The sequence below is a fragment of the Paenibacillus sp. GM2 genome, from assembly GCF_900069005.2.
Lineage (GTDB): Bacteria > Bacillota > Bacilli > Paenibacillales > Paenibacillaceae > Fontibacillus.
This window is the reverse complement of sequence record NZ_LN831276.1, coordinates 237449-263555: the sequence shown is the minus strand read 5'-3', so window position 1 is coordinate 263555 and position 26107 is coordinate 237449. Positions and strand designations below refer to the sequence as shown.

Annotated in this window: 15 protein-coding genes, 11 tRNA genes and 2 rRNA genes; all 28 read left to right on the top strand. The window is 46.1% G+C overall.

The genetic code is table 11. The features are described 5' to 3' along the window. Positions 1-1502, top strand: a 23S ribosomal RNA gene (locus tag BN1360_RS03570); the annotation flags it as partial. Between the two features lie 59 nt (positions 1503-1561). Then, a 5S ribosomal RNA gene (gene rrf / locus BN1360_RS03565) occupies positions 1562-1678 on the top strand. A gap of 5 nt (positions 1679-1683) precedes the next feature. Further along, a tRNA-Asn gene (locus BN1360_RS03560) sits at positions 1684-1759 on the top strand. Positions 1760-1762: 3 nt separating this feature from the next. Further along, positions 1763-1838, top strand: a tRNA-Thr gene (locus BN1360_RS03555). Positions 1839-1845: 7 nt separating this feature from the next. After that, positions 1846-1920: transfer RNA gene (locus BN1360_RS03550), tRNA-Glu, on the top strand. Positions 1921-1945: 25 nt separating this feature from the next. Next, positions 1946-2021, top strand: a tRNA-Val gene (locus BN1360_RS03545). 13 nt (positions 2022-2034) lie between these two features. After that, a tRNA-Gln gene (locus BN1360_RS03540) sits at positions 2035-2109 on the top strand. 6 nt (positions 2110-2115) lie between these two features. After that, a tRNA-Lys gene (locus BN1360_RS03535) sits at positions 2116-2191 on the top strand. 30 nt (positions 2192-2221) lie between these two features. Next, positions 2222-2305: transfer RNA gene (locus BN1360_RS03530), tRNA-Leu, on the top strand. Between the two features lie 6 nt (positions 2306-2311). Continuing rightward, a tRNA-Gly gene (locus tag BN1360_RS03525) sits at positions 2312-2386 on the top strand. A gap of 3 nt (positions 2387-2389) precedes the next feature. Continuing rightward, positions 2390-2466: transfer RNA gene (locus tag BN1360_RS03520), tRNA-Arg, on the top strand. 26 nt (positions 2467-2492) lie between these two features. Then, positions 2493-2569 (top strand) — tRNA-Pro (locus BN1360_RS03515). A 7-nt stretch (positions 2570-2576) separates the two neighbouring features. Continuing rightward, positions 2577-2650: transfer RNA gene (locus BN1360_RS03510), tRNA-Gly, on the top strand. A 387-nt stretch (positions 2651-3037) separates the two neighbouring features. Then, a complete protein-coding gene (gene ppc, locus BN1360_RS03505) occupies positions 3038-5833 on the top strand; it encodes a phosphoenolpyruvate carboxylase (RefSeq protein ID WP_068778530.1) in 2796 nt (931 codons plus the stop codon). Between the two features lie 273 nt (positions 5834-6106). Beyond that, positions 6107-6703, top strand: coding sequence for an RNA polymerase sigma factor SigW (gene sigW / locus BN1360_RS03500; RefSeq protein WP_068778529.1), 597 nt, complete (start codon positions 6107-6109; stop codon positions 6701-6703). A 130-nt stretch (positions 6704-6833) separates the two neighbouring features. After that, entirely contained in the window at positions 6834-7451 is a 618-nt protein-coding gene (locus tag BN1360_RS03495; protein ID WP_068778528.1) for a zf-HC2 domain-containing protein, read from the top strand. A gap of 288 nt (positions 7452-7739) precedes the next feature. Then, entirely contained in the window at positions 7740-8573 is an 834-nt protein-coding gene (gene cdaA / locus BN1360_RS03490; RefSeq protein WP_068778527.1) for a diadenylate cyclase CdaA, read from the top strand. Then, positions 8566-9942, top strand: a complete 1377-nt coding sequence (locus tag BN1360_RS03485; RefSeq protein ID WP_068778526.1) for a CdaR family protein — start codon at positions 8566-8568, stop codon at positions 9940-9942. Before cdaA ends, BN1360_RS03485 begins: the two co-directional genes overlap by 8 nt. Before the next feature lie 36 nt (positions 9943-9978). Next, positions 9979-11319 carry a phosphoglucosamine mutase gene (gene glmM, locus BN1360_RS03480; RefSeq protein WP_068778525.1) on the top strand — a complete coding sequence of 447 codons (1341 nt, stop codon included), beginning with the start codon at positions 9979-9981 and terminating at the stop codon, positions 11317-11319. Positions 11320-11659: 340 nt separating this feature from the next. Then, entirely contained in the window at positions 11660-11821 is a 162-nt protein-coding gene (locus BN1360_RS03475) for a hypothetical protein (RefSeq protein WP_157259335.1), read from the top strand. Between the two features lie 252 nt (positions 11822-12073). Next, positions 12074-13906: a glutamine--fructose-6-phosphate transaminase (isomerizing) gene (gene glmS / locus BN1360_RS03470; protein WP_068778524.1), complete on the top strand. Its 1833-nt coding sequence runs from the start codon at positions 12074-12076 to the stop codon at positions 13904-13906. A gap of 275 nt (positions 13907-14181) precedes the next feature. Next, a complete protein-coding gene (locus BN1360_RS03465; RefSeq protein ID WP_068778523.1) occupies positions 14182-14937 on the top strand; it encodes a hypothetical protein in 756 nt (251 codons plus the stop codon). Beyond that, positions 14927-17044, top strand: a complete 2118-nt coding sequence (locus BN1360_RS03460; protein WP_068778522.1) for a Mu transposase C-terminal domain-containing protein — start codon at positions 14927-14929, stop codon at positions 17042-17044. Before BN1360_RS03465 ends, BN1360_RS03460 begins: the two co-directional genes overlap by 11 nt. Further along, positions 17037-17906 (top strand): TniB family NTP-binding protein, encoded by an 870-nt coding sequence (locus tag BN1360_RS03455; protein WP_068778521.1) that lies wholly within the window; start codon positions 17037-17039, stop codon positions 17904-17906. The genes BN1360_RS03460 and BN1360_RS03455 overlap by 8 nt, the downstream gene beginning before the upstream one ends. Positions 17907-18104: 198 nt before the next feature. Continuing rightward, entirely contained in the window at positions 18105-20132 is a 2028-nt protein-coding gene (locus BN1360_RS03450; RefSeq protein WP_068778520.1) for a type I restriction-modification system subunit M, read from the top strand. Then, positions 20129-21409, top strand: a complete 1281-nt coding sequence (locus BN1360_RS03445; protein WP_068778519.1) for a restriction endonuclease subunit S — start codon at positions 20129-20131, stop codon at positions 21407-21409. The genes BN1360_RS03450 and BN1360_RS03445 overlap by 4 nt, the downstream gene beginning before the upstream one ends. A gap of 2 nt (positions 21410-21411) precedes the next feature. Further along, positions 21412-24654, top strand: coding sequence for a type I restriction endonuclease subunit R (locus tag BN1360_RS03440; RefSeq protein ID WP_068778518.1), 3243 nt, complete (start codon positions 21412-21414; stop codon positions 24652-24654). Between the two features lie 5 nt (positions 24655-24659). Continuing rightward, positions 24660-25922, top strand: coding sequence for an ISL3 family transposase (locus tag BN1360_RS03435; RefSeq protein ID WP_068778517.1), 1263 nt, complete (start codon positions 24660-24662; stop codon positions 25920-25922). The last annotated feature ends 185 nt before the right edge of the window (positions 25923-26107 follow it).

Sequence of the window (26107 nt, the reverse complement as noted above, 5' to 3'; positions counted from 1 at the left end):
CAACAGGTTGAAATTCCTGTACCACCGTAATCCGTTATGAGTGATGGGGTGACGCAGGAGGGTAGTGACGCGAGCTGATGGATGCTCGTCCAAGCAGTGAGGCTGATGTGTAGGCAAATCCGCACATCGAAAAGGCTGGGCTGTGATGGGGAGGGAAAATTTACAGTACCGAAGGTCATGATCTCACACTGCCAAGAAAAGCCTCTAGCCAGGAGAAGGTGCCCGTACCGCAAACCGACACAGGTAGGCGAGAAGAGAATTCTAAGGCGCGCGGAAGAACTCTCGTTAAGGAACTCGGCAAAATGACTCCGTAACTTCGGGAGAAGGGGTGCCCCGGTAGTGTGAATAGCACGAGGGGGCCGCAGTGAAAAGGCCCAAGCGACTGTTTAGCAAAAACACAGGTCTGTGCGAAGCCGCAAGGCGAAGTATACGGGCTGACGCCTGCCCGGTGCTGGAAGGTTAAGGGGAGTGGTTAGGGGTAACCCGAAGCTATGAACCGAAGCCCCAGTAAACGGCGGCCGTAACTATAACGGTCCTAAGGTAGCGAAATTCCTTGTCAGGTAAATTCTGACCCGCACGAATGGCGTAACGACTTGGGCGCTGTCTCAACGAGAGATCCGGTGAAATTTTAATACCTGTGAAGATGCAGGTTACCCGCGACAAGACGGAAAGACCCCATGGAGCTTTACTGCAGCTTGATATTGGACTTTGATACGATTTGTACAGGATAGGTGGGAGCCTAGGAAGCCGGAGCGCCAGCTTCGGTGGAGGCGCCGTTGGGATACCACCCTGATCGTGTCGGAGTTCTAACCTGGTACCGTGATCCGGTACGGGGACAGTGTCAGGCGGGCAGTTTGACTGGGGCGGTCGCCTCCTAAAGAGTAACGGAGGCGCCCCAAGGTTCCCTCAGAATGGTTGGAAATCATTCGAAGAGTGCAAAGGCAAAAGGGAGCTTGACTGCGAGACTGACAAGTCGAGCAGGGACGAAAGTCGGGCTTAGTGATCCGGTGGTACCGCATGGAAGGGCCATCGCTCAACGGATAAAAGCTACCCTGGGGATAACAGGCTTATCTCCCCCAAGAGTCCACATCGACGGGGAGGTTTGGCACCTCGATGTCGGCTCATCGCATCCTGGGGCTGAAGTAGGTCCCAAGGGTTGGGCTGTTCGCCCATTAAAGCGGTACGCGAGCTGGGTTCAGAACGTCGTGAGACAGTTCGGTCCCTATCTGTCGTGGGCGTAGGAAATTTGAGAGGAGCTGTCCTTAGTACGAGAGGACCGGGATGGACGCACCGCTGGTGTACCAGTTGTTCCGCCAGGAGCATAGCTGGGTAGCTAAGTGCGGAAGGGATAAGCGCTGAAAGCATCTAAGCGTGAAGCCCCCCTCAAGATGAGATTTCCCAATGAGTAAGACCCCTTGAAGACGACGAGGTTGATAGGCCTGAGGTGGAAGTGCAGCAATGTATGGAGCTGACAGGTACTAATCGGTCGAGGGCTTATCCAAAAACATCTAAATATGCAAAATGAGTTTCGTATCCAGTTTTCAAGGATTAACCTTGAACGTTTGGTGGCGATGGCGGAGGGGTTCCACACGTACCCATCCCGAACACGACCGTTAAGCCCTCTAGCGCCGATGGTACTTGGACCGAAGGGTCCTGGGAGAGTAGGAAGCCGCCAAGCAATGTTCCCTGATAGCTCAGTTGGTAGAGCACTCGACTGTTAATCGAGTTGTCACAGGTTCGAGTCCTGTTCGGGGAGCCATTAGCTCTCATAGCTCAGTAGGTAGAGTGCATCCATGGTAAGGATGAGGTCACCGGTTCGATCCCGGTTGAGAGCTCCACGAGTAAGGCCCGTTGGTCAAGGGGTTAAGACACCTCCCTTTCACGGAGGTAACAGGGGTTCGAATCCCCTACGGGTCACCATTTTCTTTAAAGGATTGTTACATATGGAGGCTTAGCTCAGCTGGGAGAGCATCTGCCTTACAAGCAGAGGGTCAGCGGTTCGATCCCGTTAGCCTCCACCATATGAGTCTTTATTGGGGATTAGCCAAGCGGTAAGGCAACGGACTTTGACTCCGTCACTCATAGGTTCGAATCCTATATCCCCAGCCATTTTATGAGCCATTAGCTCAGTTGGTAGAGCACCTGACTTTTAATCAGGGTGTCGAAGGTTCGAGTCCTTCATGGCTCACCAGTATTCTCTTGAAGAATACATTGTGTATGTGCGCGTGTGGCGGAATTGGCAGACGCACTAGACTTAGGATCTAGCGTCTTTGACGTGGGGGTTCAAGTCCCTCCACGCGCACCATGCTTTGCGGACGTGGCTCAGCGGTAGAGCATCGCCTTGCCAAGGCGAGGGTCGCGGGTTCGATTCCCGTCGTCCGCTCCATTTGCGCCCTTAGCTCAGCTGGATAGAGCGTTTGACTACGAATCAAAAGGTCAGGAGTTCGAATCTCTTAGGGCGCGCCATTTCAATTCAATAACATCATGTTTAACGGGATGTAGCTCAGCTTGGTAGAGCACCTGGTTTGGGACCAGGGGGTCGCATGTTCGAATCGTGTCATCCCGACCATCATTTTGCGGGTGTAGTTCAATGGTAGAACTCCAGCCTTCCAAGCTGGTAGCGTGGGTTCGATTCCCATCACCCGCTCCATACATAGCAGCAACATCATCAGCGCGATGATGTTTTTTGTTATAGATGTAGAATTTATATTCTATATCGCATGGAGCATGTCCTTGAATCGCGGCTGCTCTTTCTTAGAACAGTCTTGGATGGAGGGCTTAGGCCTAATCTTCAAATTTTTAAAGCGTTCAACTTATGGTTCTTAGCTTCCTTGAGAAGGCACTTCTATACCTTCCGATTTTACCGCTTTACAGTATTATCGGAGCGATGCGAGCGTTTGCTTGTGCTGATTTACCTTATTTAACCGTGTCGGATGTTGAATTCTTTACAAATAAAGTGAAGATTTTCAGAGAAGTTTATTGTATTATATTAGGAAGGCTTTAGAAAGACGGAATAGGGATGAAATGGGGGAGAAATATGACTGAAATAGCGGTTACCGCCGGCAAGAGCAATTCGAACAATCTACTAAGGCGCGACATCCGATTCCTCGGAAATATTCTGGGAGAAGTCCTTGTACATCAAGGCGGCAATGAGCTTCTGGATATTGTCGAGAAAATCAGAGAGACGAGTAAGTCCTTGCGGGCGGTTTTCATACCGGATCTACATGAAGAGTTTAAACAATTAATAAGCTCTCTTGAACCCGAGATTCGTCACCAAGTAATCCGTGCATTTGCTATTTACTTTCAGTTGGTCAACATCGCTGAGCAGAATCATCGGATTCGCCGCAAACGGGATTACGAACGTTCAGCTGGTGAAGCGGTGCAGCCTGGATCCATAGAGGCTTCCGTTCAAGAGCTGAAGGAGCATGGATTCACCTATTATGAAGCGCAGGAGATCCTGGAGGGGATGTCTCTGGAGCTCGTCATGACTGCGCATCCTACTGAGGCTAAGCGTCGTGCTATCCTGGATATCCATAAGCGGATTGCTGATGATGTAATGCAGCTTGACAATCCTACGCTTACATTCCGTGAAAGGGAACAATTGAGAGAGAAGCTTCTGAATGAAGTCATTACGCTCTGGCAAACTGACGAATTGAGAGACCGCAAACCAACGGTAATCGATGAGGTCAGAAATGGAATGTATTATTTCCATGAGACGTTGTTCCATGTGCTTCCCGATGTATATCAGGAATTGGAACGCTGCTTGAGCAAATACTATCCGGAGCATCACTGGCATGTGCCGAAATATTTGCGCTTTGGTTCTTGGATCGGTGGAGACCGGGACGGGAATCCTTCAGTAACTGCTGAAGTGACCTGGCAGACTCTGAAAATGCAGCGCAAGATGGCTGTTAGGGAGTATCAGCTTGCCCTAGCCGGGATGTTCAAGCATCTAAGCTTTAGTACGTCGATTGTAGACGTGACGGATGAATTAATGGCTTCGATTCAGAAGGATCGACTCCAGGTTACCCTTCAAAAGACGCCAGAATGGCATAATGAGAAGGAACCGTACCGCATTAAATTATCCTATATGACAGAGAAGCTTCATAATGTTCTGGATGAATCCAAAAATGGGACCTCGGAACGTTATGAGAATGCTCGGGAGCTTATCGCTGATCTGAAAATAATTGATCGCAGTCTGCGTCATCACTATGCGGACTATGTAGCCCATACGCATCTTAGCCAAATGATTCGGCAAGTAGAGCTATTCGGCTTCCATACAGCGACGCTGGACATTCGTCAGCACAGCCAGGAGCATGAGAAGGCTATGACCGAAATTCTGGCCAAGATGAACATTACAAGCAACTACGCAGAGCTGAAGGAAGAGGAGAAGCTGGTGCTGCTTGAGCAGCTGTTGAATGATCCTCGGCCGCTGACTTCTCCGTATCAGGAATATAGCCAGAGCACAACAGAGTGTCTTGATGTATACCGTACGATCTTCAGAGCTCAGAAGGAATTTGGAACCCAGTGTATCACCAGCTATCTGATCAGTATGACGGAAGCAGGCAGCGATATTCTGGAAGTAATGGTCTTTGCCAAAGAAGTGGGTCTGTTCTACAAAGATCAGGATGGCACTGTCGTAAGCACACTTCAATCGGTTCCACTATTTGAGACGATTGATGACTTGCATGCAGCCCCGGCTATTATGAGCCGTCTGTTTGAGATGCCGATCTATCGCCAGTCTGTGGCGGCAATGAATGATCTTCAAGAGATCATGCTAGGTTACTCGGATAGCAATAAGGATGGCGGCGTAGTTACAGCGAACTGGGAACTGCGTGTAGCCTTGAAGCAAATTACCGCAACGGGTAAGAAATATGGCGTGAAGCTGAAGTTCTTCCATGGACGTGGCGGAGCGCTTGGGCGCGGTGGAATGCCGCTTAACCGCAGCATTTTGGTACAGCCGCCTGAGACGATTGGTGGAGGCATCAAGATTACGGAGCAAGGAGAGGTAATCTCCTCCCGTTATTCTCTCAAAGGGGTTGCTTATCGCAGTCTGGAGCAAGCCACTTCGGCATTAATCAAAGCAGCCATAAATTCGAAGCTGTATGATGAGAATAATCAGCAAGAAGAGGAATGGGATGAGATCATTGCCGGCATCTCGGAGACATCCTTAACAAAATATCAGGATCTCGTATTCCACGATCCGGATTTCCTGAAATTTTTCAAAGAGTCAACGCCGCTTAGCGAGGTGGGTGAGCTGAATATCGGTTCTAGACCGTCGAAGCGCAAGAATAGTGACCGCTTTGAGGATCTGCGCGCTATTCCATGGGTATTTGCCTGGACTCAGAGCCGCTATCTCTTCCCGGCATGGTACGCTGCGGGAACAAGTCTGTACAACTTCTATCAAGACGATGAGAAGAAGCTGCAAGTTTTGCAGGATATGTATCACAACTCGACCTTCTTCCGCTCTTTGATCGATACGCTGCAGCTTGCTATTATTAAAGCGGATCTGGTTATTGCCAAAGAATATAGCGGAATGTGCGGTGATCAGGAAGTGAGGGATCGCATCTTTGGCAAGATCGAGCAGGAATTCAATCTGACCAAGGAAATGGTTCTGAAAATTACCGGGTTGCCTGAAATTCTTGATGATGCGCCAGCGCTTCAGGAATCGATCCGCCAGCGGAACCCTTACGTAGATCCGCTAAGTTATTTGCAGGTCCAATTATTAACTGAACTGCGTGCTGCTCGTGAGCAAAATCGGGATGACGCATTACTGCTTCGTGAAGTACTGCTTACGATTAACGGAATCGCAGCTGGCCTTCGTAATACAGGCTGATATTAGGTTTAATGTGACTAATTCAAGCCGGATTCCTCCTAATACGATGGGGGAGTCCGGCTGTTTCTTTTATAGGCAAGATCGTAATACCCCGATGAACGTAATAGAGACTTTTCCTATATATAAAGTCCCTGGAATCGAGCTAATTCTATTGCTTTTTGCAAGCACTTGAATTAACATTTGAATGAAGTACCGGCGATGAACGGGATTTTCCCTGGATTGCTAGATCGGGGAGAAAGCCGGACAGGCATAAGGCTGTGATGGAGCCCGTCCATGGATCTGGAGGAAATTATTGTGGTTGATCATTTTGATACGAGGTTGGTCAAGCTGGCGCGTAAAGGCGACCAGGGCGCATTTGCAGAACTCGTTGATTTATACAAAGATAAAATATTTCATTTAGCATATCGGATGTTGTCTAATCGGCATGAGGCTGAAGATATTGTACAGGAGACGTTTCTGCGTGTGTACAAAAATTTCAACCGATACGATGAGAAGCAGAAGTTCTCGACTTGGATTTACCGCATTGCGACAAATCTGTGTATAGACCGTCTGCGTAAGCGCAAGCCTAATTACTATCTTGATGCAGGTATGAATGATCAAGAAGGTGTGGATGGTTATGCGCTGATTCCTGGCGATGAGCGGACACCGGAATCGGAATACCTCTTATCCGAGACGCAAGCGATGATTCATCAGGCGATTGAAGGCCTGCCTGCCAAGTACAAGTCCGTTATTGTGCTAAGATATTTGCAGGAATTATCGCTTCAAGAAATTGGGGATGTTTTGGACATGCCGGTAACCACGGTCAAGACCAGGGTGCATCGCGGGCGTGAGTTTTTGCGTAAGAAGCTGGAACATAAAGCCGTCTTTTAAAAATGGATTATAATATTTCATTTTGTTTTTTGAAACGTTATTCGCTCCGTAACGTAATGTATGTTAGGACGACTACTTCCATACTGCGTATGGTTTTTCCATAGTATTGATATTGAAAGGAATGGCTGATATGGATTGCAAACATGCCTCCACTTTAATGCATGATTATTTCGACGGAGATCTTACGCATGAGCAGGCCGTGGAGCTTAAGGGACATCTGAATTCTTGTCCTGCATGCAGTGCTCTGTTCCAGCAATTGGAGCAGACGGAAATGACGTTGTTCGCGACATTAAGACTTGATCGCATCGATGCTCCAGATGCGTTGGTAAGCCGAATCATGAATGAGATTCCAAGACAACGCAAGCAGCAGCCATGGCTTCAGGTGATTAAGAGACATCCGGCCTTGACAGCGGCAGCGATTTTCTTGGTCGTTATGCTGTTCAGTGCTTTGTCTTTAATGAAGGCGGACGATCAGCTGATTGTCAAGGTAGGTAATCTGGATCAGGTAGTGATTAACGGAAATGTCGTTACTGTACCTGAGGGTGCCACTATCACGGGGAATCTTACCGTAGAGAACGGTAAAGCTGAAATTCTGGGAAATGTTGAAGGGAATGTGACTGTAGTCGATGGCTCTTATTATCAGGCTTCGACCGCGCATATTTCAGGCAAGGTCAAGAGTATCGATCAGGCTCTGGACTGGTTATGGTACCGAATCAGCAACACTTTTTCAGATGTCGCCTATAGGTAAGCAGGAAGTAACAAATAACGGTCTTGGCGCCCTCTTCTAGAAGAAGGCGTCTTTTATTTTTATCGATTAAAGAAAAATGCCTAATATTGCAGATGAACCTATGTTCTTCAAACTTGCATCTGGCTCAGGAACGTTATAACCTAGAGTTTAGAGAAATAAATAAATTTACAGATACAATTAAGGTTGATTAATACATTGCTGTATATCTGAGCAGACTTATAAGATATACATAAGCGTCTTCTAGTCAGTCACATGGCCTGAATTAGAAGAAAAACCGGGGGTTACACCATGGATTATTTTGCGAATATGGGTTGGCAGGACTGGATCAAGGATATCGTTGATATTCTGATCGTTACTTATATCATTTATCATTTGATTTTGCTCGTGCGGGGAACAAGGGCGATCCAATTGCTGAAGGGTCTGCTTGTCCTAGTTCTGATCTGGGCGGTTAGTACTTGGTTCGACCTATACACGCTCAAATGGCTGATGAACCAGATGTTCACGTTTGGCGTTGTGGCGATCTTCATTATCTTCCAACCTGAGCTTAGACGAGCCCTGGAGCAGCTTGGACGAGGAAAGTTGTTCAATCGGGGGATTGCAGATGAGGAAGAGTTCGCCCGTGAGCTTAGCGAGATTATTAAAGCGCTGAATTATTTATCACGTAGAAAAATAGGGGCATTAATTGTCTTTGAACGGAATACAGGCATTAACGAGTACACAGAGTCGGGCATTCCGATTCAATCGGTCATCACCTCACAATTGTTGATCAACATCTTCATTCCGAATACGCCGCTCCATGATGGTGCGGTTATTATTCAAGGGCATAAGATTACAGCCGCGGCCTGTTATTTGCCGTTATCCGAGAACCCGTTTATCAGCAAGGAGCTGGGGACGCGCCACCGTGCTGCGATTGGTATTAGTGAGGTAGGTGACGCAGTATCGATCGTCGTCTCGGAGGAGACGGGTCAAATCTCGCTGGCTATCGATGGACAGGTAGTGAGGGATATTAAGGAAGAATCTCTGATCTCCAAATTGTATGAAGAGCTTGGCCCGGACTCTAGCCCGAATGACAAGCGTAAGTCCTTCTGGCGTACGAAGGAGGCTGGCAAGAAGAATGGATAAATGGTTGAGTCATAACAATATTGTGAAGATCATTGCACTGGTCTTCAGTGTTATTCTGTGGGCTATGGTGCATATCGATAGTGGAACGACAATCGTCACGACTACACCGGATTTGAAGCCCAAGGTGATCAATAATGTAAATATTCAGGTGACGGGCTTTGATACCGATAGATATGTTCTATATGATTTGAATCCGGACAAAGTAAGATTGGAAGTCAAGGGGAGAAAAACCGATCTTACAACTAACTTTTCGAACTACAAAGTAAAATTGAACTTAAAGGATGTCGGGCCAGGTACATTTACCTTGCCATTGACGACAGAATTGCCCCCGGGTGTGCAGGCTGTCTCCATAGATCCGGCTTACGTAAAAGTCACGATTGAGGAGAAACGAACGAAGGAAATACCTGTTTCAATCATCACCAAGGGTGTTCCGGAGAAAGGCTTTGAAGTCGGAACTCCGATCTCGGCATTGGAAATGGTGAAGGTAACCCTGCCGGAGAGCGAGATCGATGATCTGCAGAAGGTACAAGGGGTAGTTGATATAACCGGACTGAATGATTCTCTCAAAGGGAAATCCGTGAAGCTAGTAGCCTATGACAAACAGGGTGAAGTGATGAGAAACGCGGAGATTGCCCCGGAAACCGTTGATGTTGATATCCCTTTTAACAAGACGTATAAGAATATTCCACTGGAGGTGCGCCAATCAGGGCAGCTTCCGGAGGGGTATGTGCTGGCTGGTGTAGATACAGATGTGAAGGGGGTTGTCGTATACGGGCCTAAAGAGGCTATGGATAAGATTACGGCTTACCCAATCACCGTTAATCTGAATAATTATAATGGTAACCCGGAAACGAAATATACCGTGAACTTGACTCCGCCTGAAGGATTTGAGAAAATCGAGCCTAGTTCTGTGCAAGTGACGATCAAGGTTGAGCCAGCTTCACAGAAGGTAATCGATAACATACCGATCTCTTTAACTAATCTGGGCGCGAATCTCACTGCTAGATTCATACAGCCCTCTGACAAAAAGCTTTCTCTAACGGTCATGGGTACGACTGACCAGCTTAGCGGACTGAAGGCGAAGGATATCATACTTGAGGCTGACTTATCTAAAATGGGTGCGGGTATACATTCCGTGCCCTTAAAGGTAACGCTGCCGAATTATGTGAAGCTGGTAGAATCGGGAGCGACGCTTGAGATTGAAGTGGAACTGACGGAGAAGGATTCGCATCCAGCTACGACGGACCCTGAAGGACCGCCAAGTCATAATACGGATGGGACGGATACGGGATCTTCAAATGGAACTGGGGAAAATGGTGCGACAGAATCAAACACAGGGACTAACAGTGAAAGCAATAGTGGGGGTTAATGATAGGCTTCACAAATTACTTGAGGAGTGAAAATCATGGGGAAGTACTTTGGAACGGATGGAGTAAGAGGGATAGCAAATCAGGAATTAACAGCTGAATTAGCCTATCGAATTGGCCGCTGTGGCGGGTATGTATTAACAGGCCAGGCAGCTAAGCCAAAGGTAGTTATAGGTATGGATACGCGGATCTCCGGCGTTATGCTGGAATCGGCTCTGGTCGCCGGTCTGTTGTCGATTGGTGCGGATGTCGTACGGCTTGGCGTAGTCACTACACCAGCCGTTGCTCTATTAACCCGGATGCTCAAGGCGGATGCAGGGGTGATGATCTCGGCATCGCATAATCCGGTAGAGGATAACGGGATCAAGTTCTTTGGCAGCGATGGCTTCAAGCTGCTGGATGAGACGGAACTGAAGATTGAGGAGCTTTTGGATAAAGAGACAGATGAGCTTCCTCGTCCTATCGGTGACGGGCTTGGTTCGGTCACGGTCGATTATGACTCCAAGCTGAAATATTTGGAGCATTTGAAGACGACGATAAGCCACTCCTTTGAAGGTTTGAAGGTTGTGCTTGATTGTGCGAATGGTGCCGCTTATGAACTGGCTCCAAGACTGTTCAGAGAGCTTGGCGCTGAGGTCCATACCATCGGTGCTGAACCAAACGGACTTAACATTAACGATCATTGCGGTTCGACGCATCCCGAGCTTTTGAAGGAAGAGGTTGTACGCCTTGGTGCTCATATCGGCCTGGCTTTTGACGGCGATGCCGATCGCCTGATTGCTATAGATGAACATGGTGAGGAAGTAGATGGGGACTATATCCTATGCATCTGCGGGCATGCGATGAACCAGGCTGGCAAGCTGAAGGACAGCACAATCGTCTCGACGGTTATGAGTAACTTCGGATTCTACAAGGCTATGAAGAAGCTGTCTCTGAATACGGAGCAAACTGCGGTTGGCGACCGTTATGTGATGGCCGAAATGATCCGCGGTGGTTATAATCTGGGTGGGGAACAGTCCGGGCATGTTATTTTCCTCGATCATAATACGACTGGCGACGGTATTTTGACAGCAATCCAATTGGTCGATACTTTGCTGGCTTCTGGTCAACCGCTAAGCGAGCTGAAAAATGTGATGAAGAAGTACCCGCAGGTGCTTGTAAATGTCCGTGTACAGGATAAGAGCAAGTATGCGGGGAACGCCGCTATCGAGGAAGCTGTAGCTGCTGTAGAGCGCAAGCTTGGTGATAATGGCCGCGTCCTGGTGCGTCCATCCGGAACAGAATCGCTGATTCGTGTTATGGCAGAAGGACCAGACAAAGAGGAAATCGAACAGTTAGTTGCGGATATTGTGACAGTAGTAGAGACTGAACTGGTATAATCTAATTTTTCTTACGGGTAAAGCCGCCGGACAGTGGTGTTAGAGTGCTGTCCAGGCGGCTTTGTTGCGTTATATGAGAGGCAGAAAGGCCATAATTGGGCATAATTGCGGATTTGCTCACAAATGCTTGATGGCCCTCTACAGTTGGTATATATAGGCCTTTCATTTGGAGAGCAGAGAGCTGAATAGGCTTTAGTAGAGCGATGAATGATTGCAAAATGGAACACAGATGCATATAATAAGCATATTCAAGTATAGAAAGTGAGGGTCGTGAGGTTACAAGCAAGATAAGCGCCAGAGCTTGGTTTCGCGCGGGAAGAGATTTGGAGCGGTTATCCGGATGACGCTGCTAAGAATCCTGTACCGGCAAATACAAGCTGACGAGGTGGGGGTGTTCGAAATGTTCGGCGGGGACCTCCCGGTGTGGCATCACACCGTAACCGTGAAGGCAAAACGAACAGGCGACTGTTCCGACAAACCTTACGGATGGATGCAGAAATAATTTGATTGTCTAATGAGTGAAACTCATGAGTGTACGCAAGAGATGAGCGGAAGGATCCGCGGTGAACGGAGCAGCAGTGGACATTCATGAAAAAAGAACGTTGGGCTGATGTGATTTTCATATTTTTCATATCGTAGAACCTGTACTTTGATAATTGAATAGTTCTGTCTCCTGTATACCGCGCGATAGGTCTTCCGCTTCTATTCTGCTTGCGATCATAACTGCAGAATTCGAACGGAGGATTATATAAATATGTGTGGTATTGTTGGATATATTGGGAAGAGAGACACGCAGTCGGTATTGATTGAGGGGCTTAAGAAGCTGGAGTATCGCGGGTATGATTCCGCGGGCATCGCTGTTTATACGAACAATGGGCTGAAGATTACCAAGGCGACTGGACGACTCGCCAATTTGGAGCACAAATTGGAGGATGCGCCATTGGTGGGCAACGCCGGGATCGGACATACGCGCTGGGCAACTCACGGCAAACCGTCTGATGTGAACTCTCATCCTCATACGGATCACAGTAAGAAGTTCTCTGTGGTGCATAACGGGATCGTTGAGAACTATCTGGAACTCAAGGATGAGTTGATCAGCCAGGGTTATGAATTTGTCTCAGAGACGGATACTGAGGTGATCTCTCACCTGTTGGCACGTGAGTACAATGGTGATATCGTAACAGCCGTTCAGAAGGCGATTAGTTATATGCGTGGCGCATTTGCGCTTGGAGTACTGACGGAATATGAACCGGATAAGCTGGTTGCTGTACGCCAAGCCAGTCCGCTTGTTATTGGAATCGGGGATGGTGAAAACTTCATTGGTTCCGATATCCCTGCGTTGTTGAATTATACGCGAAAAGTGTATATTCTGAACGACGGAGAGATGGCCGTATTGACTAAGGATGCTGTCGAATTGATGACCATTGAAGGGAATTTTATTTCTCGGGAAATGATTAATGTCGATTGGGACGCAGTCACTGCGGAAAAAGGCGGCTTTGCTCATTTCATGCTTAAGGAGATTCATGAGCAGCCTAAGGCATATCGCGACACGATGCTAGGCCGTATCGATGAGAGCGGGCGCCGTATTATTCTGCCTGATCTGCATCTGACTGAGGATAAAATACGGTCGATTAACAACGTTCACGTCGTGGCATGCGGAACTGCGTACCATGCTGGTCTAGTCGGGGGCGCCGTGATTGAGCGGCTCGTTCGAATCCCGGTAATGTACGACGTTGCTTCCGAGTATCGCTATCGCTCGCCGTTGATTACTCCGGAGACGCTGGTGATCGTTGTCAGCCAGTCCGGAGAGACGGCAGATACACTGGCTGCTTTGCGTGAAGCGCAAGCGAATGGAGCTCATGTACTGGCGATTACGAATGTAGTAGGCAGCTCGATTGCCCGTGATGCGGATGATGTCATCAACACGCTCGCTGGTCCGGAGATTGCTGTCGCTTCGACCAAGGCATATACGTCACAATTGATCGCTTTCTATCTGTTCAGCCTGTATCTGGCTCAAGTGCGCGGTACCCAAACCGATGATGAGATCGCGCATATTATTGCAGCAATGCATGCGTTGCCAGAACAAGTGGAGAGCATGTTAGCTAATGTTGATGCCATCAAGGTTTATGCTGAGCATATCGCCAAGCATGAGGATTTGTTCTTCATCGGCCGTGGCTTGGACTTTGCAGTGGCCATGGAAGGGTCCTTGAAGCTGAAGGAGATCTCCTATATTCATTCCGAGGCCTATGCCGCCGGCGAATTGAAGCATGGCACCCTGGCATTGATAGAAGAAGGCATCCCGGTCATCGCTCTGGCTACGCAGGAATCCGTGCTGGAGAAGACCGTCAGCAATATTAAGGAAGTGAAAGCCCGTGGCGCTGATGTTCTGGCGCTCACACATGAGGAGCATGTTGCCGGCCTTCTGAAGTCCGTCGACCAGGCCTTCGCCATTCCGAAGACGCTGTCGATTCTTACACCGGCTCTGTCCGTCGTACCATTGCAGCTACTCGCTTACTATGCTTCCCTTGCCAGAGGCAACGACGTAGATAAGCCGCGGAATTTGGCGAAGAGCGTGACGGTGGAGTAGAGGAGTAGTTATAGGTTTATATTAGTGTGAGTTATACTTTCAAATGGCATAAAGATTATTTAAGTTTGACACTAATGTGTAATTACAATTGACACTGAATTTTGATTCCCGCCATGGTACAATCATTGCCATGGCGGGATTTTTCTATGATTTAGCTTTATTTTCTGTATCAGGTATATCTGCCCTAACTGTAGTAGATAATGTCATAAATCATGCGCGTAATACGTCATAACAAATGACACAATTCGATTTAACTCTACTGAGGGAGGCTAACTATGCAATGGTTAGGAAAATCGTGGGCAAAGGAAGATGTTGAATTTGCTCCGAAAAGAAAGGTGGATAACAAAAGCAGTAAGCAGCGTCCCCATGTGATTGGTGCGTTCCACAGTCACAGGATGAATATCGTGGCAGAGTACGAGTCGCTTACGGAGTGGGCATTTTACTCCCTACTCGAACTGGATAAAGAAATCGTACGATATTACGTTCAACCTGTATGTATTCATATACCATATAACGGCAGTGATTATGGGAATCTCAACTTTTTTTCTCATGTACCGGATGTTCTCGTTTTCCGTGAAGGTTCTGTTCCCCATCTTTTTCAGATTAAGAGTTCACCAGAGGATTCAAATGAAAAGCTTGAAATTATCAACAAAGCTTGTGGGAAGTATGCAGCATCTCGTGGTTGGGAGTACTCGGTTATATATCCGAGGTCTCTGCCGAAGTTCGTGTCCAGGAACATAGATTTCCTGGCTGGATTCATAAAGACCCGCAAATGGTTTGACAGCTATTCCCCAAAAGTTATGTCTAGGCTACATTTAATCGGACAAACTTCCATAACCGAGCTATCTCAGAGCTTTATACCACAATATGACCCCCTATTAGTGCTACCAGTTATTTATCATCTTATAGCCAAGGGACATTTGTGGATTAATATTAATGATCCCATCAATGAATACTCATTAGTCCGAATTTCGACTGAAACGGATCGGTTCCTTTTACAAATCGGAGAGGGAAAAAGGTATGATCTTTAACGAAATCAAACTAAATGCTGAGCTCATATACTTCGGGAGAAAGTATGTTGTGCTCTCTATTTCCCCGCCGAGCATTGTGATTAAGCGGATTGAAGCAGATGGAGAGTCTATTGAAATAAACTTTGTCGAGTTGGTAACCAATCCTTCTTTCAAGGCAGGTAAAACAATGTTAAGGGAGATCGAGAGGGATAATACCAAATTTATGTCGGTACTAGATAGCCTATCTGAGGCGAATCGGAAGAAGGTATCAGACAGATATCAAATGATTAGAGTGCTACTTATTTTAGAACGAGTTAAACGCCATGATATCCGGGCCATGTATGAATTTATGATGAATCATCAGGATTATCTCTCTGACGGCCAAACTCTTAACGAGTTAACACAAGAGGAATTAATACGCAAAGTTTCTCAAAGATATTCAACTGTTGATGTAAATGGCGAAAGGATTAAGGGTACGTCTATTAGGACCATCAAACGTTTGTTATCAGCATACAGAAAAGCAGAAAGTGAAGACGAAAAGAGAGGAGAGGAAGGTCTAATTAGTCGAGCTGGCGGCGGCTATACGTCACGAACCGACAACAAACAACTGGTCATTTGTCACCCTAAGAAGCCTGATGAGGTTCTACAGGTGCTCGATGTAAGGATAGACGAGAGGTACATACCCATTATCAAAGAAGTGATTGAAAAGGAATTCCTCAACCTGAAGCGGATGACAAAGCAGGCATTCTACGAATCTGTTGCACTTCGATGTACTCGACAAGATATCGAGGAACCGAAGCGCATCACGATGTTGAAGCTACTTGATCGCATTGACTCGCAAATCAAAGTCAGAATGCGTGATGGCAATAAAGCTGCAAAGAAATTTGATGACCTGATAAGAGGGTTTTCCAACGAAGAAGCGCAATATCCACTTCACATTGTTGAAATTGATCACACCGAGCTTGATATAGATGTAATTGATGGGAATTCGGGTCTGGTGATTGGTCGCCCTTGGATTACGTTGGGGATAGACGTGTATAGTCGGATGGTATGGTGTATGTACGTCTCTTTCGAACCTCCATCAGCAAACGTTGTGCGTAAAGCTATTCAACAAGGCGTTTTCTTTAAAAAAGTTAAAGAGAAGTACGAATTGTTTAATGAGTGGGAGATATTTGGGATTCCTTCTGTCATTTTGCTGGATAACGGCTCAGAATTTCGCAGTGTAGCCGTGAGACGTATGATAAATGAAACTCTCAAATCTAATGTTCGATATCGTCCGAGAAAAACCCCAGAGTACGGCGCAGCCATTGAGAGGCTTTTCGGCACTTTGAATTCGAAATTGATACATAGGCTTGATGGAACCCGCAAGAGTAGTGTATTGGACCTTGGCGAATACAATCCGGACAAGGAAGCTGTTTTTACACTCGAAGACATTCGTGAGCTTCTGACAATGTATATTGTTGATCACTATCACATGGAGCCGCATCGAGGACTTCCGCTTAATGCAAATCGACCAATCACAAGATTTGTTGATGGACTCAAAAAGGTTGGATACCCGGATTTCATTAGCCCAGAGGATGAACAAACGTATGCGATTGAGCTTTTGCCCGTGGCGATGAAACCATATACTCGAGATGGAATAAGGATTGACAACCGATTGTATAAATTGGACAAGCTTTCCCACCTGATTGGATCTAGAACCATTAAATACAAAGTGAAGTACGATATCGATGACATTTCACGGATCTATATTCAACTACCGAATTCAACTGAATATATTGAAATTCCTGCGGTGTTACCCCCTGCTGAAGAGTTAGAAGGAATGAATGCTTATACCTATAAGCTTATCCGTGAAATTTCAAAAGAGGAAGCGGCAGATAAGGCGAATAAGATTCCAGGTACAAAAATGGTCCGGCATGCGAAAGTAAAGCTGCAACAACGCGTTCAAGAAAAGATTAAATCCGGCCGGAAGGCTCGGCAACTGGTGCAGCGTGCCAATATGGAAATTACGGTTGGACAACCACAACCAGTGACACTATCGAAACATGCACCGTCCTTGGAGCAACTAGCAGACGCAGTGAAAATGGCAGCAAAAGTACGGAAGCAAGGAGTAATGGAGCATGAATGATACCGATGTCAAAAATGCGTTGTTACAACGAGTGATGAGTCTAAATATTGAGCATCTCAGGTATAAAGAGATCTGGACAGAGTTGGACACCCTCCGGCCGGAAAAAGATATGGATCGTGGGTTGTTTACCCCAAGGCATTTATTTCTCTACGGAGAGTCTGGGGTTGGAAAATCGACTCTATTACGTAGATACGCTAAGGCTAATCCGGGATATGTGGATGTGGATGAAGATGGGACAGAGTACGACATTCGTCCTGTAGTCTACACTGACTTACCTCAACCCTTTACGATGAGCGAGTTCTATCAGCAAATTGTAAGAGCTTTAGGTGCGCCGCAATTGGCCGGAGTAAGAGTAGGCGACGTAAAGCGCCAAGCATTGTCTCTTATCGAGCAGCAACGTGTTGAAATGTTGATTCTTGATGAGATGGATTACATATTAACTTCTCGAAGCGTCAAACCCATTAAAGCAATGGAAGCAATAAAGAGTTTGACCAATATCGGCAACATTTCCGTGGTGTGTTCTGGAACGACTGCAACCAAACAATTGAGCGAACTTAACTTCCAATACTTTCGCAGGTTTCCGGCTGTCAAGCTACTCAGGTTTGACAAGTGTGACAAGGAGTTCTGCGATTTGTTAACCGAAATTGAGGCGCATATTAATCCACCAGATCCTTTGGGACTCGGGGATGTTGCTTTGCATATTCCTGAATTGCTTTTTCATATGAGCCAAGGCGTATTGGGGTCTCTAACGCCAGTTTTGCAACGAGCATACCGTACTTTGCTGAGTGAACATGAATTGAAGGACCTAGCCGATCATGGACACTTTGTAAGTGCTCTTCTCGCTGCAAAAAATATGTATTAGGCGAATCTGAAGAGAAGTTCATTATGCTACTCAATAAAGCAGAGACTTACGAGTCATGAAAAAATGATTACTTGTATTCTGAGGTAGTATCGCCAAAAAAGAATATAAAATTGCAAAACCTCACTTTTGTGCAAAACTTAGTTGACAACTATCGCATGTATAATGTATTGTTTGTGCAAAAGTTGGTTGGAGGACAAAATGATAGAATTCGCAGGTTCGGCTGCATCGCAGGCTGATTTTATTTGGAAGAACGCAGAAGATCTTTGGGGCGACTTTAAACATACCGATTTCGGTAAGATTATCCTACCATTCACTTTATTACGTCGTTTGGAATGTGCTCTTGAATCTACGAGAGACGCTGTAAGAGAAGCTTACGACAACTTCAAGGATGCTGAAATTGAGCTTGATCCGATTTTACGTCAAACCGCTGGCTACCCATTTTACAATACATCTGAGTATTCGCTTTCGACGCTTGGCAGCACTAAAACACGCCGTAATTTAGAAGATTACATTGCCCAATTTTCCGATAATGCTAGAGCCATTTTTGAAGAGTTTGAATTCGGAAATACGATAATACGGCTTGAGAAAGCTGGTCTGCTATACACTATCTGTAAGAACTTCGCGGGCATTGATTTACACCCTGACACAGTGCCTGATCGAGTGATGAGTAATATCTACGAGCATCTGATCCGGCGCTTTGGTGCTGAGGTTAATGAAGGCGCTGAGGACTTCATGACGCCCCGCGACATCGTACATTTAGCTACTGCTCTATTGCTTGATCCCGATGATGCGTTGTTTGAAGAGAATCCTGGTCTTATCAGAACCCTGTACGATCCTACCTGTGGGACTGGTGGATTTTTGACCGATGCCATGAACCATGTTGCTGATTACGGAAGCCACTATAAAATTCCACCAGTATTGGTTCCACATGGGCAAGAGCTTGAACCTGAAACTCATGCGGTTTGTGTAGCAGGTATGCTGATTCGTCGCCTGGAATCAGATCCAGGTCGTGATCTATCCAAAAACATACTTCAGGGCAGTACGCTCTCAAATGATAAATTTGCTGGTGAACGATTTCATTACTGCCTTTCCAACCCTCCTTTTGGTAAGAGATGGGAAAAAGATAAAACTGCCGTTGAAAAAGAGCACAAGCAGGGTGAATCAGGCCGTTTCGGGCCAGGACTACCTAAGATTAGCGATGGCTCAATGCTGTTCCTAATGCACTTGGCAAGCAAATTAGAACTACCACAGAATGGCGGTGGTCGCGCTGCTATCGTATTGTCTGGTTCCCCACTATTTAATGGTGGCGCCGGTTCTGGTGAGTCTGAAATACGTCGTTGGTTGCTTGAAAATGACCTTGTTGAAGCCATTATCGCACTGCCTACGGACATTTTCTTCAGAACCAATATCGCCACTTACCTGTGGATTCTATCCAACAAAAAAACCGAACATCGAAAAGGTAAAGTTCAGCTTATCAACGCAACAAGTCTTTGGTCGCCCATTAAAAACGAAGGTAATAAACGCCGTATCGTGAGTGATGATCAGCGCCGTCAGATTTTGGATATATATGCCGCAGCTGAGAATGATGAACTTTCAAAAATGCTTAATTACCGTGTATTTGGGTATCGACGCATTAAAGTTCTCCGCCCGCTACGCATGAAACTGTTGCTGGATGAGCAAGGGCTATCTAGGCTTGAGTCCTATAATATTTGGCAACTACTATCCCCTGAGCATCAATCGTTCTGGCTCGCTTCCATTAACCCGTTCTTGGGTGAAACCAAAAAGTACAGTTGGGCTGAAACCTTCGCTAAAGAAGTAGTGAATAGCTCTGAAGCTAAGTCGCTTAAGGTGAAGGCTAACAAGGCCTTTGTTACAGCACTACTGAACGCATTTGGACACAAAGATCCTAAAGCTGAACCTATTATAGATGCGCAAGGCAAAATCGTACCGGATACCGACTTAACCGATTACGAAAACGTGCCTTACCCGGAATCCATTGAGGATTACTTTGAGCGTGAAGTTCTGCCGTATGTACCGGATGCGTTTATCGACAACAGCTTTATCGATGACAAAGACAAGCGGCTTGGTCGTGTGGGTTATGAAATCAACTTCAACCGCTTTTTCTATGAATACCAACCGCCGCGCAACCTAAATGACATTGATTATGATTTGAAAGAGGTTGAAGACGAGATCGCCACACTATTGGCAGAGGTGGCAAAGGAATGAGTCACTACAAACCGTATCCAGAGTATAAAGAATCCGGCATTAAATGGATTGGGCCAGTGCCAAAACATTGGGACATCATCCCGATCAAAAGATTTACAAAATTAAGTACGGCGAGAACTTCCGATTCTGGCGAAAACATTACCTATATAGGTCTTGAAGATGTTGAATCGGGCTCAGGAAAATACTCACCAACAGAGGGGAACTCTAGGCAATCCGATACTTCTACTGTAGGAGCTTTTACTAAAGGCCAAATTTTATATGGAAAGCTCAGGCCTTACCTACGCAAAGCAATCATTGCTGATTTTGACGGAATTTGTTCTACAGAATTTCTTGTGCTGCAGCCTGAAAAAGTATTGCCAGAACTGCTTCAAAGTTGGCTTTTAACTTCTGATGTAACACAGCAGATTGAATCGACATGCGAAGGTGCGAAAATGCCTCGGGCAGACTGGGAAGGTATTGGCAATATTCCTATGCCTTTGCCACCAATCGAAGAGCAAATAGTAATCCGTAAAAGCGTCCAAGCTGAAACTGCTCGAATTGACACCCTAATAACCAAGAAAACCCGCTTTATTGACTTGCTCAAAGAAAAGCGACAGGCACTGATTACTCATGCTGTCACCAAAGGGTTAAATCCTAAAGTGAAAATGAAAGATTCTGGTGTTGAGTGGATTGGGGAAGTGCCGGAACACTGGGAAGTCATTTCAGGGAATCGGTTATTTAGTGAAAGTAAGCAACTCGCTTTTGAAGATGATCAACATCTTTCAGCTACACAAAAATATGGAGTAATTCCTCTTGAAGAGTTCCAGGAGCTTGAGGGCAGAAGGGTAACTCAGGCAGTAAAAAATCTGGAAAAGAGAAAACATGCAAGGATTAACGATTTTGTTATTAGCATGAGAAGCTTTCAAGGGGGAATTGAACGAGTCAAAGCGAACGGTTGTGTTCGTTCGTCATATGTCGTCTTAAAACCAACCCCTGATTCACATGTAGGTTATTTCACTTATTTATTCAAATCAATAACCTACATTCAAGGCCTACAGGCGACCTCTATGTTTATTAGGGACGGGCAAGACCTAAGCTATAACAACTTTCGTCAGGTGAAAGTACCCTGCCCGAGTGTGTCAGAACAAGCTCAGATTGCGGATTTTTTGGACAAAGTTATTAAATCTAATGATATGCTCGTTACAAAAACACAAAAAAGCATAGACTTGCTCAAAGAACGCCGTTCAGCATTTATCACAGCGGCTGTGACTGGACAAATAGACTTGCGAGGAGAATAGGGATGAATTTACCTGCCCATCAGGAAAAGCACTTCCAAGCTTACATCATTGACCGGTTGGTAGAGCAAGGTTGGAAGCTTGGTGACCCCAAACGTTACGATACTGATCGTGCGCTGTTCCCAGAGGACCTTGAAAGCTGGATTAAGAACAGCGGCCAGAAGGATAAGTGGGATAAGCTGGAACGATTAAACGGCTCAAAAACCCTTGAAGTTGTTATGGAGCGGTTGACAAAGGCGCTGGAGCAGCAAGGCACAGTACAAATATTGCGCCAGGGCTTCTCGATTGCCGGTTGCGGTCTGATTGAAATGACAGAGAGCGCACCTGAAGATAAGCGTAACGAAGCAGTGATTGAGCGTTATAAAGCGAATATTTTGCGTGTTGTCCCCGAGTTGAAGTATCACCCTGCTCGTGATTTTGCCATTGACCTAGTGTTCTTTATCAACGGTTTACCTGTGGCTACGGTTGAGCTAAAGACGGACTTCACGCAATCGGCAGAGGCAGCGATGGAGCAATACCGCCAAGATCGTTTGCCATTTGATCCAAAAACCAAGCGTAAAGAGCCTCTATTGACCTTCAAGCGTGGTGCAGTCGTGCATTTTGCCATGTCTGATTCTGAAATCATGATGGCAACCAAACTGGATGGCGTGAATACCTTCTTTCTGCCGTTTAATAAGGGGAATGATGGGCACGCTGGCAACCCACCGGGTGAGAAAAAAACTGATGGCAGCATTGAATATCCTGTGGCCTACTTCTGGGAGGATGTGTGTCAACCCGATGCGTGGCTACGCATATTCCACAGCTTCGTTTATGTGGAGAAAAAGAATGTCGTTGATATTCAGGGAAATTGGTCGAAGAAAGAGACGTTGATATTTCCACGTTTTCATCAATGGACAGCGGTCAATGCCATGATTGCTGATGCTCGTAAGAATGGCGCAGGAATGAACTATCTGGCTGACCATAGTGCGGGTTCCGGCAAAACCAGCACCATTTCCTGGACTGCTCATAATTTGGTGAAACTGCGTGAAGAAAATGGTAATGCCGTTTTTAACAGCATCATCATTGTGACTGACCGTAATGTACTTGATGGACAGCTTCAGGACGCGGTTAAGCAAATTGACCACCAATTTGGTGTTATTGCCGCGATTGACCGCCAGAAGTCTTCTAAATCCAAAAGCAAGCAGTTGTCTGAAGCACTGATGGCTGGAACCCCTATTATTGTTGTGACTATCCAGACGTTTCCTTATGCGATGGAGGCCATCATTACCGATAAGAATCTCAAGGGGAAAAACTTTGCGGTTATTATTGATGAAGCGCACAACTCTCAGACGGGTTCTACGGCTGCCAAATTGCAAACCGCATTGGGTATGAGTGGTCAGGGTAAAATGTCCACTATGACGGTGGATGAGCTGTTAGAACAACTGCAAAAGTCTCGAGTTCGCCCTGACAACATCAGCTATTTTGCCTTCACGGGTACCCCTAAACATGCGACATTGATGTTGTTTGGCCGCCCTGACGACATGACAAAGCCACCATCCAAAGAGAACCCGCCAAAAGCCTTCCATAAATACACTATGCGCCAGGCTATCGGAGAAGGCTTTATTCTGGACGTACTTAAAGGCTATGTGCCTTATCAAACCGCCTTTAATCTTTCTAGACAGCTTGAGGACAGCAAACGAGTGAGTGGCAAGGCAGCAAAACGCGCTTTAGCCCAATGGATGGCACTGCACCCCACCAATGTGACTCAAAAGGTGCAATTCATTATTGAACACTTCTCGAAAAACGTAGCTCATCGTTTGGATGGCAAAGCAAAGGCTATGGTTGTCACCAGTTCTCGTGCTGCTGCAATTCGTTATAAAAAAGCTGTTGACCGCTATATAGAGCAACACAGTGAATACAGCTTTATTCATTCGCTGGTCGCTTTCTCAGGCAAGATGACCGGAAAGCAGGTGATGCACAATGATGATGAGGCATTCAAAGATGATGTGTTTATTGTCGACGAAAATGAGGAGTTTACAGAACAAAGCATGAACCCTGAGTTGCAAGGTCAGGATTTGCGTTTTGCATTTGACCGCCCTAAATATCGCGTTATGCTGGTTGCGGACAAATTCCAAACGGGATTTGACCAACCAAATCTGGTGGCCATGTACGTTGACAAGAAAATCGCTAACCAAGTTGAAATTGTGCAGACCTTTTCGCGATTGAATCGCATGGCTCCCGGTAAAGATGAGGTGTTCATCATCGACTTTGTTAATGACCCTGCTAACGTTCGCTACGCTTTTTCACTATATGACGATGGAGCGCACATTGACGATGTTCAAGACTTGAACGTGGTCTATGAAATTAAAGAACGTTTAGAGGAGCATGGACTATATACCGAAAATGATCTAGCCGTCTTCAAAGAGGCTCGTTTCAAAACTATACGTGATATTACTCACGCACAAGCGCCCCAACACAAAGCTCTGTATGCAGCAACAGAAGGCGCTACCCGTCTTTACAACGACAAGATGAAAATGCTCCGTGATGCAATGGCAATGTGGGAATCTGCATTTGAAAAGGCGCATGCTAAAGGTGATGAAGCGGGTATGAAATCTGCTGATCATCATCAAGATGAATACGCAGAGCAAATAAAATCGTTACTGGGCTTTAAGTCAGACTTGGGGCGCTTTTGCCGTACCTACTCTTATGTTGCCCAACTCATTGATTTTGGCGATCCAGAGCTTGAGAACTTCGCCGCCTTTGCCAAGCTATTGCAAAAGCGCCTTCACAATGAAACGCCAGAAAATGTAGATCTTAAGGGGTTAGTGCTCACAGGCTTCGATATTAAAGGTCGTATTGAAGAGCCTTCAATAGAGGAAGAAAACCCTGTTTTACAACCTATTGGCCCAGGCAGTGGCGGTGGCGCAGGTGATAAGCCCAAGTTCGTGAAAGAAATCATTGAAAAGCTTAATAGCCTGTTTGGTGAAGCAACACCGATTCAGGATCAGGTTGCCTTTGTTAATCAGATCAAGTCGATTGCCGGAGAAAGCGATGTGGTTATGGCGCAAGTCGAGAGCAACACCCGCGAACAGGCGATGAAAGGAAATCTGCCTGGTGCTGTGCAACAAGCCGTTGTTCGGGCGCTTTCGAGCCATCAAAAGCTTGCCACGCTGGTACTTAAATCTGACCGTCAGGGTATGTCCGCACTAGTTGATGTGATTTATGAAATGCTGCGCGACGGCAAGTCTATAGACTTGGACTTGGACTAGCCCCTATGCTTGATTTATTGAATTTGCCGGGCATCAAACCAGTAAATATTTATAAAGAAAGCAAGGGACTCATCATTGTTGCGGTGGTGGATGTTGCTGAGGCGTTTATATGTCCGGATTGCAAGATCCCAATGCACAAGCATGGGACACGCAAGAACAAGTTTTCGGATACGCCGCTGTATATGGAGCCTGTTCGTCTTGAAGTGGAAAGGCCGCGTTTTCGCTGTGAAAGCTGCGGAAAAATGGCCTTGCCTAAGCTGAGCTTCTTGGACGATAAGCGCCGCGCAACTAAACGTTTGGTTGATGTCATCCGACAGCAATGCCTTAATACTACATTCCGCGCCTTGGCAGAACAAACAGGCGTTGCCGTTAATACGGTTAAAAATATTGCTCATGACTTGATTCAAGAGCTTAAGCAAACCGTTCGCTATGAAACGCCAGTCATCATGGGAATTGATGAAGTGAATCTAGCCGGTGGTTATCGATGCATTATTACTAATCTTACTACCAACAACGTGTTTGGAATGCTGGAGAAACGCACGCAAGACCATCTGAAGACATTCTTTAATGATCTGCCCGACCGTGGAAAAGTTGAGTGGGTTTGTACCGACTTGTGTTGGCCTTTCAAACGCTCCATTGCAGAGTTTTTGCCTAATGCGAAGCTGGTTATTAATAAGCCTCACGTTGTCAAAATGGCATTGGAAGGACTGGAAGAAGAGTGGAGGAAATATCAAGTACAACTCAGCAAGGAAGATCGAATTAACCTCAAAAAGTCCATTCAATGGCTAACGCTTAAACGATATGAGAATCTGACACTCTCCGAGCTTAAAGAGCTTGCTATTATTCGTGAACAAATTCCAGAGCTGGCCATTGCTTATGACTTTAAAGAGAGCTTCTTTGCAATCTATGACGAGCCAGAAAAACTACAGGCTCAGAACGCTTTTAAAGCATGGAAAAACAGGTTGCCACATGATGGACTGGAATCATTCAAAAGGATGGTCAAAATCATTCACAATCACTATCACGAAATTTTTGCATATTGGGATGCCCCTTTCACAAATACCAATACCTTCACGGAAGGTTTGAATAGTTTGCCCAAAATTTCTAATCGTTTAGGGCGTGGATACAGCTATGAGATTATTCGTGCAAAGACGTTGTATTCGGTAGAGGCGCGCAAGGTTGGTAGTGGTTTTCGCTCAGGTCGTGAGAAGGTTGAGTATGGGCCGCATATCCCAATGTTAATGAAGCAAGTGGAGAGTAACGATTGAATAAAGGACAATCCAAATAAATCAACCCTGATATGTATTGGTGAAAATAACTAGAATCCAACCCCAGAATTCACTTAGCTTGAATAACTAGTATCCAAAAATGTCTTCGAAAGCTTACGGCATCACTCTATAAGAACGGAAAACCCCACCAGTACGAACTCGTAATGGTGGGGCTATATTATTAG